General features: G+C 64.3%; 12 protein-coding genes. 7 read left to right on the forward strand and 5 right to left on the reverse strand.

Going from position 1 to position 14,078, the window contains the following annotated elements:
• The first annotated feature begins 237 nt into the window (after window positions 1-237).
• The 6 genes from IMX13_RS06360 (at window position 238) to IMX13_RS06385 (ending at window position 6,185) form a co-directional block, all read left to right on the forward strand.
• Window positions 238-2,013 carry a S8 family serine peptidase gene (locus IMX13_RS06360; RefSeq protein ID WP_193396035.1) on the forward strand — a complete coding sequence of 592 codons (1,776 nt, stop codon included), beginning with the start codon at window positions 238-240 and terminating at the stop codon, window positions 2,011-2,013.
• Window positions 2,013-2,609, forward strand: coding sequence for a DNA breaking-rejoining protein (locus tag IMX13_RS06365; protein WP_193396036.1), 597 nt, complete (start codon window positions 2,013-2,015; stop codon window positions 2,607-2,609). The genes IMX13_RS06360 and IMX13_RS06365 overlap by 1 nt, the downstream gene beginning before the upstream one ends.
• Window positions 2,610-2,790: 181 nt before the next feature.
• Window positions 2,791-3,615, forward strand: a complete 825-nt coding sequence (locus IMX13_RS06370) for an AraC family transcriptional regulator (RefSeq protein ID WP_065174337.1) — start codon at window positions 2,791-2,793, stop codon at window positions 3,613-3,615.
• Between the two features lie 30 nt (window positions 3,616-3,645).
• Complete coding sequence (locus tag IMX13_RS06375) at window positions 3,646-4,734, forward strand: alpha/beta fold hydrolase (protein ID WP_193396037.1); 1,089 nt, start codon at window positions 3,646-3,648, stop codon at window positions 4,732-4,734.
• 90 nt (window positions 4,735-4,824) lie between these two features.
• The gene (locus IMX13_RS06380) at window positions 4,825-5,508 is read left to right on the forward strand and encodes a VOC family protein (RefSeq protein WP_193396038.1); all 684 of its coding nucleotides are present in this window, start codon (window positions 4,825-4,827) and stop codon (window positions 5,506-5,508) included.
• Between the two features lie 59 nt (window positions 5,509-5,567).
• Window positions 5,568-6,185: a YiiX/YebB-like N1pC/P60 family cysteine hydrolase gene (locus IMX13_RS06385; protein WP_053518162.1), complete on the forward strand. Its 618-nt coding sequence runs from the start codon at window positions 5,568-5,570 to the stop codon at window positions 6,183-6,185.
• Window positions 6,186-6,237: 52 nt separating this feature from the next.
• Here IMX13_RS06385 and IMX13_RS06390 read toward each other — a convergent pair whose 3' ends face one another.
• The 5 genes from IMX13_RS06390 to IMX13_RS06410 form a co-directional block, all read right to left on the reverse strand.
• Entirely contained in the window at window positions 6,238-6,420 is a 183-nt protein-coding gene (locus tag IMX13_RS06390) for a hypothetical protein (protein WP_193396039.1), read from the reverse strand.
• A 241-nt stretch (window positions 6,421-6,661) separates the two neighbouring features.
• Window positions 6,662-8,086: a TIGR00366 family protein gene (locus tag IMX13_RS06395; protein WP_193396040.1), complete on the reverse strand. Its 1,425-nt coding sequence runs from the start codon at window positions 8,084-8,086 to the stop codon at window positions 6,662-6,664.
• 105 nt (window positions 8,087-8,191) lie between these two features.
• On the reverse strand, window positions 8,192-9,076 hold the full coding sequence (gene ubiA / locus IMX13_RS06400; protein WP_193396041.1) for a 4-hydroxybenzoate octaprenyltransferase: 885 nt from the start codon (window positions 9,074-9,076) through the stop codon (window positions 8,192-8,194).
• Window positions 9,077-9,119: 43 nt separating this feature from the next.
• Entirely contained in the window at window positions 9,120-10,109 is a 990-nt protein-coding gene (gene galE, locus IMX13_RS06405) for a UDP-glucose 4-epimerase GalE (RefSeq protein ID WP_193396042.1), read from the reverse strand.
• Window positions 10,110-10,215: 106 nt separating this feature from the next.
• Window positions 10,216-12,441 (reverse strand): polysaccharide biosynthesis tyrosine autokinase, encoded by a 2,226-nt coding sequence (locus IMX13_RS06410; protein ID WP_193396070.1) that lies wholly within the window; start codon window positions 12,439-12,441, stop codon window positions 10,216-10,218.
• 436 nt (window positions 12,442-12,877) lie between these two features.
• On the opposite strand from IMX13_RS06410, the gene IMX13_RS06415 reads away from it, so the two are divergent.
• The gene (locus IMX13_RS06415) at window positions 12,878-14,044 is read left to right on the forward strand and encodes a nucleotide sugar dehydrogenase (RefSeq protein ID WP_065181483.1); all 1,167 of its coding nucleotides are present in this window, start codon (window positions 12,878-12,880) and stop codon (window positions 14,042-14,044) included.
• The last annotated feature ends 34 nt before the right edge of the window (window positions 14,045-14,078 follow it).

The following is a 14,078-nucleotide window of genomic DNA, read 5'->3' on the forward strand; positions in this document are numbered from 1 at the left end:
TGGTGAAGGCGCGCGATGAGCCTTCGGTTCTGCGACGAGGCCAGGCTCGGCCTTACAACAGGAATGCGCAGTCGTCATTACCACGGGGCATGAGTGTTTGTGACGCAATCGGCACATCTGCAGATTGCTGCCGTGAAGAGGTAGGGGGTTCTCAGTTGTGTCGCGTTTGGCTCGTTGCGATGGGGCAATTCCGTCCCGCCGTCCTGCCAGGCCGATTCACAACAGAAGGATTCGTGTATGAAGCGACACACGCACCACTCCGCGCCACCGCGCTCCGCGCGGCTGGCCCTGGCCACTGCCCTGGTACTGGGCAGTTTGGCCGTGACCGCCCAGGCCCAGCAGGCCGATCCGCTGGCCGGCATCCAATGGCATCTGCTCAACACCGGGCAAGCGGTACAGGGCGACACGCGCCCGGTTGCCGGCAATGATCTGAACGTGGATGGGCTGTTCCGCAATGGCATCCGCGGCGAAGGAGTGATCATCGGCATCGTCGACGACGGCCTGCAGATCGCCCACCCGGACCTGGCCGCCAATGTGGCAGCCGTGGCGGGCAAGAACTTTGCCAACAACTCCAACAACCCCTCCCCCTCCGCTCCGGATGTGGACAATCACGGCACCATGGTCGGCGGCATTGCCGGCGCGGTGGGCGCCAACGGCGTGGGCGTGCGCGGCGTCGCCCCGGCGGCCACGCTGAAGGGCTTCAACGTACTGGCCTCCGATGCAAGCGGCAGCCAGACGGCCAACATCGAGTACTCGTGGTGGGACGGCGCAGAGGCCGCCGACGTGCAGGTGTTCAACAACAGCTGGGGCGCAGGCCCGGGCAACCCGAACCTGCCATTCGCGTTCAGCGAGAACGATATCCGCGCGTACGAGCAGGCGCTGTCCGGCACGCGCGGCGGCAGCGGCGGCATCTACGTGAAGTCCGCCGGCAACAACTTCAACAACGCATCGATCAGCCAGACGCAGGATGTCTGCACCACCGACACCAAGAACCGCGGCACCGGCTGCGTGCCTGCCGGCCGCGACCCCCGCAACAATCTGTTCAATGTGATCACCGTGGGCGCCGTGCGCGCCGACGGCGTGCGTTCGTCCTATTCGTCCACCGGTGCCGCGCTGTGGGTGTCCGCATTCGGTGGCGAGTACGGCTGGCAGCGGCAGGTCGTCCCGGGCCAGCCTGCCGTCCGCTACGATCCGGCCATCGTCACCACCGATGTCACCGGCTGCGCGCAGGGCAGCAACAAGAACACGAGCCTGCGCAACACGCTGGACGGCAATCAGTCCGCTGTCGACAACACCTGCAATTACACCGCCAAGATGAACGGCACCTCGGCCTCGGCGCCGATGGTGTCGGGCGTGGCGGCGCTGGTGCTGGAAACCAATCCGAACCTGACCTACCGCGACGTGAAGTACATCCTGGCCACCACGGCGACCCGCAACCATCCCAACCAGCCTGCCGTGACACTCGCCGATGGACGCACGCTGGTGCCGGGCTGGACCGTCAACGCTGCAAACCGGGCCTACAGCAACTGGTACGGCTTCGGCGTGGTCAACGCGGCGCGCGCGGTGGAGGTCGCAGAGAACTTCCAGTCTCTGGGGCCGCTGGTGGACAGCGGATGGCGCAACACCACGCGCCGGGTCGCCATCGGCAACACCTCCGCTGCGGCAGCGCGGCTGACGGTGCAGCTGGCCAATGTCGCACGCAACGTCGAATCGGTGCAGCTGGGCTTCCGGGTGAATCACAGCAACACCCGCCAGCTGCAGTTCGTGCTGGTTTCACCCAGCGGTACGCGCAGCGTGGTGCAACCGGCGTTCACCTCGATCGGCTCCGGCCTGTCGGGTTCCGTGGCGATCCAGCGCAACTTCACCAATTGGGACCTGCTGTCCAGCAACGCCTTCCTGGATGAGACCGGCAACGGCACCTGGACCCTGGAAGTGACCGACATGGGGCAGTCCGCGAACGCAGCGTCGCGCGGCAGCCTCGAATTCTTCAAGATCCGCGTTCTGGGGCACTGATGATGAAGACGACCATTCTGTTGACCACCCTCGCCGTCGCGGCGATCTCCTCTACCGCCTGGGCGCAGAGCTCGACCCAGGCCCCCACAGCCCGGAGCCTGTCTGCCGTGGACGCACAGGAACTGAAGGCCAGGGCCACGGGCCGCGCGTTCAACGTGGGCGCGACCCGCTTCCAGCTGGCGCCGTCGGCTACCGTGCAGCAGGCCAAGGGCGGTGAGTTCCGCATCACGCCCTCGACCGACGCACCGGCGCCCGCCACTGGCACCCGCAGCAAGCGCTCCACCGACGCCAGCAGCACCGGTGCCGCTGCACGTCTGGATGCTGGTGCCGGCAAGTTCGCTGCCGCCATTTCCAGCGACGGCGCGCCGGTGGTGGCCACCTCCCGGGTAAAGGTCTTCTTCACCGATGCGGCCTCCGCACAGCGCGCGGCAACGGCCACCGGCGGCACCGTGGTGAAGGTGTCCAAGGCCTCCGGCCGTGCGATCGTCGAGTACCCATCGGTGAACGCCGCACTGGACGCGACCACACGACTGCTGTCGACCGCCGGCATCCGCGCCGCCGAGCCCGACGTCGTGCAGTGGGAAGAAACCAAGTGAGGCGGTAAAGCGTTGTGTGGTATCCCCGGCGGGCCGGCTCTCCCGGCCGGCCGGGGACTTTGCCGGAGTCGACCGGCGGCCCGGTTCTCTCCCCCATGTCAGCCATCCACTGCGCAAGAACTGCTAAGCGCAGCGGCAGCCGATCCGCTACTGTGCCGGACAGTGCAGCGGGGATGGCGGGATGAGCGCGGCAGGCAAGGCGTTGTGGTACATCGAAACCCATGCGGGCCGTCCGCTGGCGTTGGCCGATATCGCGGCAGCCGCTGGCCTGTCGCCCTTCCATCTGTCGCGTCTGTTCCACGCGCGCACCGGCACGTCGGTGATGCGCTACCTGCGCGGCCGCCGCTTGAGCATGGCAGCGCAGCGGCTGGCCGACGGCGCCGACGAAATCCTGCCGGTGGCGATGGACGCCGGTTATTCCACGCATGCCGCGTTCACCCGTGCCTTCTGCGAGCAGTTCGGGCAGACCCCCGAACGGGTGCGCGAGTCCGGCACTGCGGATCTGGTCCTGGTGCAGGCGGCGCGCGTGGACGACATTCCCACCGCCTGCAGCGTGGCACCGCGCCTGCTCGACACGCCTTCGTTCCAGGTGGCCGGAATCGGCATGCGCCACACCCGCCACAGCAGTGGCGCCATCCCTGGCCAATGGGCGCAGCTCAACCGGGAGTGGCCCAAACCCGCACCGGTCAGTTTTGGTGTATGCCACGACAGCGATGACGACGGCGGATTCACCTACCTGGCCGCATTGCCCAGCGCCGCGCTGACCTCGATTCCAGCACATTGGCAGCGCCTGCAGATTCCCGCGCGCCGCTATCTGGTGGCCTGGCATGACGGCCACATCTCGTCCATCCGCGCCACCTGGTTCTGGTTGCTGGATCACTATCTGCCCACCTCCGGATTGAGTCTTGCCGCGGCGCCGGACCTGGAACGCTACGACGCCCGCTTCGACGAGCACAGCGGCAATGGCGGTGTGGAGATCTGGCTGCCCGTGGACCCCCACCCCTGATGAATGCAACACACTGAAAGGAGTCGTGCGATGCGCTTGATGCACCTGCTGCTGGGCCTGGTCCTGATTGCCCCCGCGTCGCTCGCCGGCGTCCCCGGCAGTGGCCTGGCCGGCGAACACCAGGCGGTGACCACCGTGGCCAGCGCTGCGGTACGCGACGCGCAGCAGCGCGATACGCTTCGCTACACCGTCTGGTATCCGGCTATGGCGGGCAGCAGCGAAGTGCCACTGCGTATCGGTCCGCCCGATGCACCGCTGTTCGTGGTGGGCCAGGCGGCGCCGGAGGCCGCCATTGCCGGTGGCCGCCTGCCGACCTTGCTGCTCTCGCATGGCAACGGCGGCAGCGCCCGCATGATGGGCTGGCTGGGCACCGCGTTGGCGCGCGCTGGTTATCTGGTGATCGCCGTCGACCATCCCGGCAACAACGGCGTGGATGAATTGACCCTGCAGGGCAGCATGCTGAGCTGGCTGCGTGCGGATGATCTGCGCGCCGCATTGGCCGCCGTGCAGGCCGATCCCAGGCTGGGGCCGCACGTGGATGCGCAGCGGATCGGTGTAATGGGCTTCTCGGCCGGAGGCTACACGGCCCTGCTGGCGGCGGGGGCGCGACCGGACCTGCGGCGGTTGCGTGATTTCTGCGAAGCCCATCCGGATGACGGTGTGTGCCAGCCCCAGAGCGAGGCGCCGTCGCACACCCTGGAGGCTCGCAAGGCCGCGGCGGCGGCGGCGGATCTGGCGCCGTGGATGGCCCACGCCGATGATGCCCGCCCGGTCCCGGGTGTGCGCGCCGTGTTCCTGATGGCACCGGCGATCATGCAGGCGTTCCCGCCCCAGCAGTTGCAGGCGCTGCGGCAACCGGTGTCGATCATCCAGGGCGCGGCGGACACGGTCGCTCCTGCAGCCACCAACGCGGAGGTCGCCAAGGCGTCCATCACGGAGGCGAGACTGGATGTCCTGCCCGGTGTCGGCCACTACGACTTCCTGTCCGAATGCACGCCGCTGGGCCAGCAGCGACTGCCCGCCCTGTGCAGCAGCCAGACGCCAAGAGCGCAGACGCATGCACGCACCGTGGCGGAGGCGCAGCGGTTTTTCGAGGCCGCCCTGAAGCCGCGACCATAGCGCTTCGCGACGCCCGGTTGCACGGATGAAGACGCCGCGCGAAGGCCCGTGCCGCTACACTGTCAGCGCACGCATCGAGGCGGAGAGACCATGCGTCTGTTGCATCTCACCCTGCCGGTATCCGACGTCACCGGGGTGGCGGCCTATTTCCGCGATGTGTTGCAGCTGCCGGTCAGCGGCAACCGCATCCGCATCGGCTGGAGCACGATCGAGCTGCGGCTGGCCGATGACGTCGCGGTCGGCGGCGTGCACCTGGCCTTCAACGTGCCGGACAACCTTTTCGCGGCCGCCATGACCTGGCTGCGCGAGCGTACGCCGCTGCAGCGCAACCCGGCAGGACTGGACTACTTCGCGCTGGAAAGCAGCTGGCAATCGCAGTCGGTGTACTTCACCGGCCCGGATGGACTGATCCTGGAGCCGATCGGCCGGCGCCGGCTTCCGTGCAGTCCGCAGGAGGGCGCCTTCCATGGCAGTGAGATGACCTGCCTGAGCGAAGTCGGCCTGCCCAGCCACGATGTCGATTCGGTGCGCCTGCAGGCCGCCGGGCGCTTCGGCCTGCAACCCATCAGCGCGCCCTCGGCCCAGTTCGCACCGATGGGCGATGACGAAGGCCTGCTGATCGTCGTTGCCGCCGACCGGCGCTGGTTCCCCGAACAGAAGGACCTGCCCAACGCACGGGGATTGCAGGTGCTGATGGGAGATGTACCCGCGGGCGAGCTGCGGGATGCGGAATTGGGCTGGGAGGTACGCGCCGTACCGCATCGGCGGGGCTGAACGGGCCGTGTGCCGTGCAGGAACCTACAATGGCGCTCCCTCCCGTTGCCGGACCCTCCATGCGCCGCATCCTGCTGTTGTTCGCCCTGTTGTTGCCCGCTGCCGCGGCGACGGCCGTGGATCTCCAGGAGGGCGACCTGCTGTTCGTCACCGCAGGAGACAGTGGCCTGAGCGCTGCCATCGATGATGCGACCGGTACGCAGGCTCATCCCGGTTTCGATCATGTGGGTCTGGTGGCCGCCACGACGCAGGGCTGGGAAGTGCTGCATGCGGACGAGAAGGGCTCGCGCCGGCAGACGTTGGCTGCGTTCCAGCAGGACGCGCGCGCCCGGCTGCGGCAGATCGTGGTCTACCGCCTGCGCGCACCGCACAACGCTGCCATCGGCGACGCCGTCGCCACCGCGCGTACCCTGCTTGGAAGGCCCTACAACGCCTCCTACGTGCCGAACGATGACAGCTACTACTGCTCGGACTTCATCGAACGTGCCTTCCGTGCCCACCATGTATTCGCGCTGCAGCCAATGAACTTCCGCAATCCGCAGACCGGGAAGATCGCCCGGCATTGGATCGACCTCTACCGCAGCATGGGCATGGACGTACCGCAGGGCGTACCGGGTACCAATCCCAACGACATGTCGGCGGCGCCCGTGCTGGAGCGGATCGGCACACTGGAATGAGAAGCCCCGCACAAGGCGGGGCTTCAGGCGATGCTGGACAGGGACGCGAGGGTCACTCTTCCTCGTCCTGCCCGCCCTGCTGCTGGTTGCGCTGGCCGCGCTGCTGCTGTTCCTGCTGCTGTTGCTGCTGCTGATCGCGACCGCGCCCCTGCTGATCCTGCTGATCCCGCTGATCCTGCTGCTTCTGGTTCTGCTGGTTCTGCTGGTTCTGCTGGTTCTGATTGTGCTGGCCCATTGCGGTGTCTCCAGTGCCACTCGCGGAATGCGGTGGTTGCGGCCATCGTCTGCAGCGGTGGGTTAACCATGCGTTGTGACGCAGCTACAGAAATGTGCATGCGCGTGAATGAACCGGCGTGGCGCCTTGTGCCGCAAGCGGCTGAAGGATTCATGTGGGTTCGGCATGTGCTCATGCCCGCAGAGGCTGTGACCCATTCAGCGGCGCCCGCCCGGCCCGGCCGCGCAGCGGGCGCAGCACCTCATGGCATCACAGGCGGCACGTAATCCAGCGTCATGCCCAGCAACCACAGCAGGCCCAGCACCAGCGGGATGTGCACCAGCAGCTGGATGAAGGTGAAGCCGACGATGTCGCGGGCCTTCAGGCCCAGCACGCCCAGCAGCGGCAGCATCCAGAACGGATTGATCAGGTTCGGCAGTGCTTCGGCGGCGTTGTACACCTGCACAGCCCAGCCCAGGTGCGCCTTCAGTTCGTTGGCCGCCTGCATCACGTACGGTGCTTCGATGATCCACTTGCCGCCGCCGGAGGGAACGAAGAAGCCCAGGACCGCCGAGTACACGCCCATCACCAGAGCGAACGTATCGGTGCTGGCGATGTGCACGAACAGGCTGGACAGCCGGTGCGCCAGCGTCTGCCCATCGGCGCCGGCCGCGTGGGTGAGGATCATCGCGATGCCGCCATACAGCGGGAACTGGATCAGCACACCGGTCGTGCTGGGCACCGCCTTGGCCACCGCGTTGAGGAAGCTGCGCGGGCGCCAGTGCAGCAGCAGGCCGAGCGAGATGAACAGGAAGTTGTAGGTATTGAGGTTGGCGATTGCGGTCACCACCGGCTTGTTGGCGAACTCGTTGAACAGCCATCCGAAGGCCAGCAACGAGAGCAGCACGGTCAGCAGTGGGCTGTATTCGAGCCATTCGCCGGGGCGCGTGCGGCGCTGCAGCGGCTCAGGCTCGGCCTGCGCCGCACCGGGAAACGATTCAGCGGTGCGCGCACTGCCAGCCGCCGGTGCGGTCAACCAGGCAATCAGCAGTGACACCAGGATCAACGCCGCGGTCAGCACGATCGACTGCCACAGGAAGATGGTTTCAGTGAAGGGCAGTACGCCGGTGATCTCCACCAGCCCCGGCGGCATGCTGGCCGGGTTCGCCTGCAGCTGCGCAGCCGAAGAACTCAGGCCCATCGCCCAGACCGCGCCCAGGCCGAGGTAGGCGGAGGCACCCGCTGCGCGGTAGTCCATGCGCAGATCGGTCCGGCGCGCCAATGCACGCACCAGCAGACCGCCGAACACCAGCGAGAAGCCCCAGCTGAGCAGCGAAGCCAGCATGCTGACCAGGCCTACATAGACCACCGCACCGCGCCCCGTGCGCGGCACCCGCGCCAGCAGTTCGATGAAGCGCGCCACCACAGGCGCGGTGGCCACGGCATAACCGCCGATCACCACGAAGGCCATCTGCATGGTGAACGGAATCAGGCTCCAGAAGCCATCGCCAAAGGCACTGGCCGTGGTCTGCGGCGTGGAACCGAAGCCGATGGCTGCCAGGGCGACGATGACCACGCCCAGCACCGCGAACACGTAGGCATCAGGGAACCACTTTTCCGCCCAGGAGGCCGAGCGCAGCGCTGCGCGCGCCATCCAGCCATCCTGCACTGCTGCCGTCGAGGCCATCACCTACCCTCCCAGGTTCGATGGCTCGATTCTCGGCCTCGCGGCGGGGACTGTCAGTCGCCTATTGGTCGTAGGACGGTACGCGCCCCTTCCCGGCGGCGCCTGTCAGCGCAGCGCCAGATCCAGCGCGATACCGGCAAACAGCGCCGCGCCGACCCAGTTGTTGTGCAGGAACGCCTTGAAGCATGGCCCCCGCTCGCGGTTGCGGCAGATCCAGAATTCGTACACCACCAGCGCCGCAGCCACCGCCAGGCCAGACAGGTACCAGCTCCCCAGGCCGGCGCGCACACCGACCAGCGCCATGGTCGCCAGGAACAGGGCGTAGAGCACCCCTTGGATCACCAGATCCAGGTCCCCGAACAGGATCGCCGTGGAGCGCGAGCCCATCTTCAGGTCGTCCTCGCGGTCGACCATGGCGTACCAGGTGTCATACGCGGTCGACCAGAGGATGTTGCCGGCGTACAGCAGCCAGCCAAGCAGCGGCACATCGCCCTGGACCGCGGCGAATGCCATGGGAATACCCCAGCCGAACGACATGCCCAGGTAGACCTGCGGCAGGTGCGTATAGCGCTTCAGGTAGGGATAGCTGGCGGCGAGGAACACGCCGATGAAGCTCATGCCGATGGTCAGCCCGTTCAGGGTCAGCACCAGCCCGAATGCCACCAGCATCAGTACCGCGAACAGCACCAGCGCGGCACGGCCGCTGATCGCCCCCGTCGCCAACGGACGGGCCTTGGTGCGCTCCACATGCGGGTCGAGCCAGCGATCGGCGTAGTCATTGATGACACACCCCGCCGAGCGGGTCAGCCAGACACCTGCGGTGAACACGAACAGGGTCCACAGCGGCGGCATGCCGCCTGCCGCCAGCCACAGCGCCCACCAGGTGGGCCACAGCAGCAGCAACGTGCCGATCGGACGATCCGCGCGCATCAGACTCCAGTAATGCCGCCAGCGCGGAATGTCGGCAAAGGGGGCACGGTCTTGCATCATTCGCCGATGATACGCCGATGCGCACGGCATGACAGCGCTGAACTCAGACCCTGCCCCATACTGCAGGCTCACGATGCCAGCGCCATGCACTCTCGATGATTGGCGCCAGTTCGGTCCATGTCGGTTGCCATCCCAGCAACCGGCGCGCCCGCTCGCCGGACGCCACCAATCGCGCAGGATCACCTGGACGTCGATCAGCGATGTCGAAGGGGACCTGCATGCCGGATACGGTCGCAGCTGTCTGGATCACATCCAGCACAGAGAAACCCTGCCCGTTACCAAGGTTGAACGCATGTGCACCGGGCTCCGTGTCCATGTAGTCCAGTGCCAGCGCATGAGCTCGGGCAAGATCCTGCACGTGGACGTAATCCCGCACACAAGTGCCGTCGGGGGTGTCGTAATCGCGTCCGAATACCTGGAGACGTCCTGCTTGGCCAAGCATCGAACGCAGCACATTGGGTATCAGATGAGTCTCGCAGCGGTGCGCCTCCCCGATCCCATGTTCCGGCAGCGCCCCGGCAGCGTTGAAGTAACGCAGGCTCACGGAACGCAAGCCGTATGCGGCAGCAGCGTCTGCAAGTACGCGCTCGGCCATTTGCTTGCTGGCGCCGTAGGGGTTGATGGGCTGTTTGCGATGGTCTTCATCGATCAGCGCTGAGCACGGCTCACCAAAGATCGCTGCCGTAGACGAGAACACGATGCGCTCAGTGCCATGTTTGCGCATTGCCTGCAGCAGGTTGATTGTTCCGCCGACATTGTTGGCATAGTACGCGTAGGGATCACGTACGGATTCACCAACCAACGACTGTGCGGCGAAGTGCATCACTGCATCGAAGCGACGGCCGGCAAACAGCCGCTGCAACGATGCGGCATCCAGCAAGTCGCCCTCAACCAACTCCCCCCAGGCGACGGCTTCGCGATGCCCGGTGGACAGATTGTCGAACACCGTGACGCGGTGCCCTTGCTCGGCCAAGTGCTGGGCCATGTGGCTACCGATGTAGCCGGCACCGCCACAGATGAGAATGTCACGCATCGGGGCCTTCCTTGATGTGAATGGTGCCCGGAGCATCCTCGCCCACGGAACACACAGAGGGCCGACACCTTGCCGTCGGCTTCCTCATCCCTCCGATGGCAGGGAATTACTCCTTGCCGTCGGTTTTGTATTCATAGTAGCCATAGCTGTAGTAGCCAGTGGCACGCTTCTCGACGGCGTTGAAGATTGCACCCTTGATCTGCACGCCGTTCTGCTCAAAGCGCTGCAGTGTCAGTTCGATCTCCTTGGCCTGATTCACGCCAAAGCGGGTTACCAGCAGACTCGAGCCGGCATGGGTCGCCACCAGCGCCGGATCGGTGACGGCCAGGATTGGCGGCGTATCAACGATCACCAGGTCGTACTTGTTCGACATGTCCTGCAGGAGCTGCGCGAAGCGTGGGTGCATCAGCAGCTCGGCCGGGTTCGGTGGAATGTTGCCACGCACCATGTAGTGCATGCTTTCCAAGCCGGATACCGGGTGGATCACGTCTTCAACGCTGAGCTTGCCGCCCAGCACGTCCGACAAACCGTTCTGATGCGACACGCCGAGAATGTTATGGAGCGTGCCTTTGCGCATGTCGGCATCGATCACCAGCACACGCTGCCCTGCCTGCGCGATTACTGCCGCCAAGTTGGCCGAAACGAAGGTCTTGCCCACCCCAGGACGTGGACCCGAGATGGTCAGGATGTTGTTCTTCGCTTCCAGCATGGCGAAATGCAGGCTGGTACGAAGGCTGCGTAGCGCTTCCACCGTCGGATCAGCGGGAGCTGAAACGGCCAGCAGATGCTGGCGACCATCGGCGATTACGCGCGTTCCGTGCTTGCCCTTGCGCAGCTTTGGCAGCGTGCTGGACGCACTGAGCGGGATGGCCGCGTAGACCGGCAAGCCCATGGCCTCGATGTCGGCTGGGTCTTCGATGCCGGGGTTGAGCATACGCTGGAGGAAGACAAAGGCGGTGGACAGGAAAGCGCCCAGCAGCGTAGCAATAGCAATGATCAGGGCCTTACGCGGCTTCACCGGATTGGTTGTATCAACTACGGCCGGATCCACGATGCGCACGTTGCCGACCGTGCCTGCGCGGGCGACATCCAATTGCTGCGCCTGGTTCAACAGCGCGGTGTAAAGCTCATTGCTCACCTGCAGGTCGCGGGTCAAGCGCAGCAACTCCTGTTGCGTATCCGGCAGGCTACTTACCTGGCGCTGGAAGCCGGACTTCCGGCTCTCAAGTTCGCTGATCTGGCGCAGCAGTGCACGGTAGGCGGGGTGCTCTCGCGTGAAACTCCGATCCATCTCGGCCTGCTTCAAGCGCAGCTGCTGGATGCTGCCCTCCACAGCCACTTCCTGATCCAGGAGACCTTTGGTCTGCATGGTGATGTCAACGGAATTGGCGCGTGACTGGTAGTTGGTCATCGCCTGCTGAGCTTCTTCCACCTGCTTGCGCACGATGGGGAGTTGCTCCTTCACAAACTGAAGCTGTGCCGCCGCTTCTGCAGACCCACGATCAACGTTCTGACGCACATAGGCCTGGGCAACACGCTGAACAACAGATTCGGCCAGTTCGGGATCTTCGTTCTCGAATGTAACTTTGAGGATGCCCGAGTCCTTGCCCTGCTCGGCGGCAACCACAGCCTGTTGCAGGCCAGAAATCACATCCAGGCGACGGAGCTTGATGACCCTGAAGCGTGTACCAGGCGATGCACGCAGTTGCGCCACCTCAATGGTCACTCCCCCCCCCTGGGCACTTTCTCCCGCCTTCCCCTTGAGCACGACGCGGCCGTCGTCATCTTCCAGGACGAACGCGCCATCCGTGGCAGCACGCAGCACCAGCTCCCGATTGATCAGAGCTTCAGGGACGTCGAGCCGCTGGACGTCAAGCAATTCTCCGCCCCATCCGTAACTCTCTGCACCAAACTTGGCAGGTGCTACTTCACCCGACTTCTCGGGCATGAAGCGGCGCGCAAAATAGTCGCCCAGCAAAGGAAACCGGTACGGAGCCACGCTGATATCCAGACGCAGGTCATCCACGGCCTTGCCGATCACGCTACGTGAGGTGAGCAGCGCAACTTCGGTGGTTGCTGCCGGGCTCGCACCTGTCACGCCGATCGAAGTGAGCTCGGAAAGCCCGGGGATGCCGGGCATCTTGGACTCCACCTGCACCATCGATTGGGCCTGGTAGACCGGAGTGGCGAGCAGTGCATACAACGTCCCCACCACGAAGAAGAGCCCCGTGACCGCCGCAATCAACCACTTCCGGTCGAGAATCGTGCCAAGGATCTCTCGGAGATCGATCTCATCGTCCTTGATTGCTCGGGCTTCCGTCTGTCTTGTCATCGCTTCCACTTCAAAATGAGGAGACGCAGTGGCGCGGCCACGATTCACTGCTCGATCAAAGGCTTGGGTGTTCAGGGTGACCGCAAAATCTAGCCAGCGCATCAGTGTACTAGATTGCCAGGCACAGCGAAGCCTTGGCCCGAAGGGAGCGGGACGACAACCACACCCTGCGCAACAAAGTCAAGTGCAATTGACTAACCACCTGGGCGCCAGCGGGCCTTCTCGGTCCAGCGATAGGCCAGCTTCGCTGTAGTACGATTCAATCTTCGCTTTGGGCTGCACGCGTTGTGCAACCCCAAAATGAACGCCCCTATACATAAATGAACAAGGACCTTGGAATGACCGACGCCGAGGGGCGCGACGGCCACACCGCGTCTACCCTGCCTCCCCCAGTTGGCACGACTGACGTAGTGCAACGCCAGAGAAGGATGCTGAAGTGAAGATTGCCGTTGCCGGAACAGGCTACGTTGGCCTGTCCAACGCTGTGCTCTTGGCGCAACACCATGAAGTTGTCGCGTTAGATATCGATGCAGGCCGTGTCGAGCTCATCAACTCCCGCCGGTCCCCGATCGAAGACCGGGAGATCGAAGATTTTCTGGCGAACAAGCCTCTGAAACTGAGCGCGACCCTTGACCGAGAGGTCGCCTACAAAGACGCACGCTTCGTCATTATCGCAACTCCGACCGATTACGATCCAGACAGCAATTGCTTCAACACGTCTTCGGTCGAGTCCGTCATCCAGGATGTCGTTGCCACGAATCCGAATGCGATAATGGTCATCAAGTCGACTGTGCCGGTAGGATGCACGGCCGCCCTGAAGGCCCGCTTCAGAACCGATAACATTATCTTTTCCCCCGAATTTCTGCGGGAAGGAAAAGCACTGTATGACAACCTTCATCCAAGCCGCATCATCGTGGGCGAACGCTCAGCGCGTGCAACCGAGTTCGCAGAACTGCTGAAAGAGGGCGCCATCCGCAAGGAGATCGCCACCTTGTTTACCGATGCCACCGAGGCGGAGGCCATTAAGCTTTTCGCCAATACTTACCTGGCCATGCGTGTCGCCTATTTCAATGAGCTGGACACTTATGCCAGCTCCCGCGGCCTTGATACCCGCCAGATCATCGAAGGGGTCAGCCTCGATCAGCGCATCGGCAATCATTACAACAACCCATCGTTCGGGTATGGCGGCTATTGCCTACCGAAGGACACGAAGCAGTTGCTGGCCAACTACAGCGACGTGCCTCAGAACCTGATTCACGCCATTGTCGAATCAAATCGCACGCGCAAGGATTTCATTGCCGATGCCATCATTCGACAAGCCCCGAAGACTGTTGGTATCTACAGACTTGTCATGAAGGCCGGATCTGACAACTTCCGCGCCTCAGCCATTCAGGGCGTCATGAAGCGAATCAAGGCGAAAGGAATTGAAGTCATAGTCTACGAACCATCACTCCGCGATGGAGAATTCTACCGCTCCCGCGTTGTCAACGACCTGCCTGAGTTCAAGCGCAAGGCTGATGTAATTGTAGCCAACCGAGTTTCTGGCGAACTTCAGGATGTCGCGAAGAAAGTCTACACGCGCGACCTTTTCGGTTCGGACTGAATTGTAATCGCCAATGCCACTCTCACCCCCAAGG

Source organism: Stenotrophomonas sp. B2 (genome assembly GCF_014947095.1).
Lineage (GTDB): Bacteria > Pseudomonadota > Gammaproteobacteria > Xanthomonadales > Xanthomonadaceae > Stenotrophomonas > Stenotrophomonas maltophilia_P.

What these genes read in the sequence shown, in the direction of transcription:
- IMX13_RS06360 (WP_193396035.1), top strand. Translation starts at nt 238, where the DNA reads ATGAAGCGACACACGCACCACTCCGCGCCACCGCGCTCCGCGCGGCTG.
- IMX13_RS06365 (WP_193396036.1), top strand. Translation starts at nt 2,013, where the DNA reads ATGATGAAGACGACCATTCTGTTGACCACCCTCGCCGTCGCGGCGATC.
- IMX13_RS06370 (WP_065174337.1), top strand. Translation starts at nt 2,791, where the DNA reads ATGAGCGCGGCAGGCAAGGCGTTGTGGTACATCGAAACCCATGCGGGC.
- IMX13_RS06375 (WP_193396037.1), top strand. Translation starts at nt 3,646, where the DNA reads ATGCGCTTGATGCACCTGCTGCTGGGCCTGGTCCTGATTGCCCCCGCG.
- IMX13_RS06380 (WP_193396038.1), top strand. Translation starts at nt 4,825, where the DNA reads ATGCGTCTGTTGCATCTCACCCTGCCGGTATCCGACGTCACCGGGGTG.
- IMX13_RS06385 (WP_053518162.1), top strand. Translation starts at nt 5,568, where the DNA reads ATGCGCCGCATCCTGCTGTTGTTCGCCCTGTTGTTGCCCGCTGCCGCG.
- IMX13_RS06390 (WP_193396039.1), bottom strand. Translation starts at nt 6,420, where the DNA reads ATGGGCCAGCACAATCAGAACCAGCAGAACCAGCAGAACCAGCAGAAC.
- IMX13_RS06395 (WP_193396040.1), bottom strand. Translation starts at nt 8,086, where the DNA reads ATGGCCTCGACGGCAGCAGTGCAGGATGGCTGGATGGCGCGCGCAGCG.
- ubiA (WP_193396041.1), bottom strand. Translation starts at nt 9,076, where the DNA reads ATGATGCAAGACCGTGCCCCCTTTGCCGACATTCCGCGCTGGCGGCAT.
- galE (WP_193396042.1), bottom strand. Translation starts at nt 10,109, where the DNA reads ATGCGTGACATTCTCATCTGTGGCGGTGCCGGCTACATCGGTAGCCAC.
- IMX13_RS06410 (WP_193396070.1), bottom strand. Translation starts at nt 12,441, where the DNA reads ATGACAAGACAGACGGAAGCCCGAGCAATCAAGGACGATGAGATCGAT.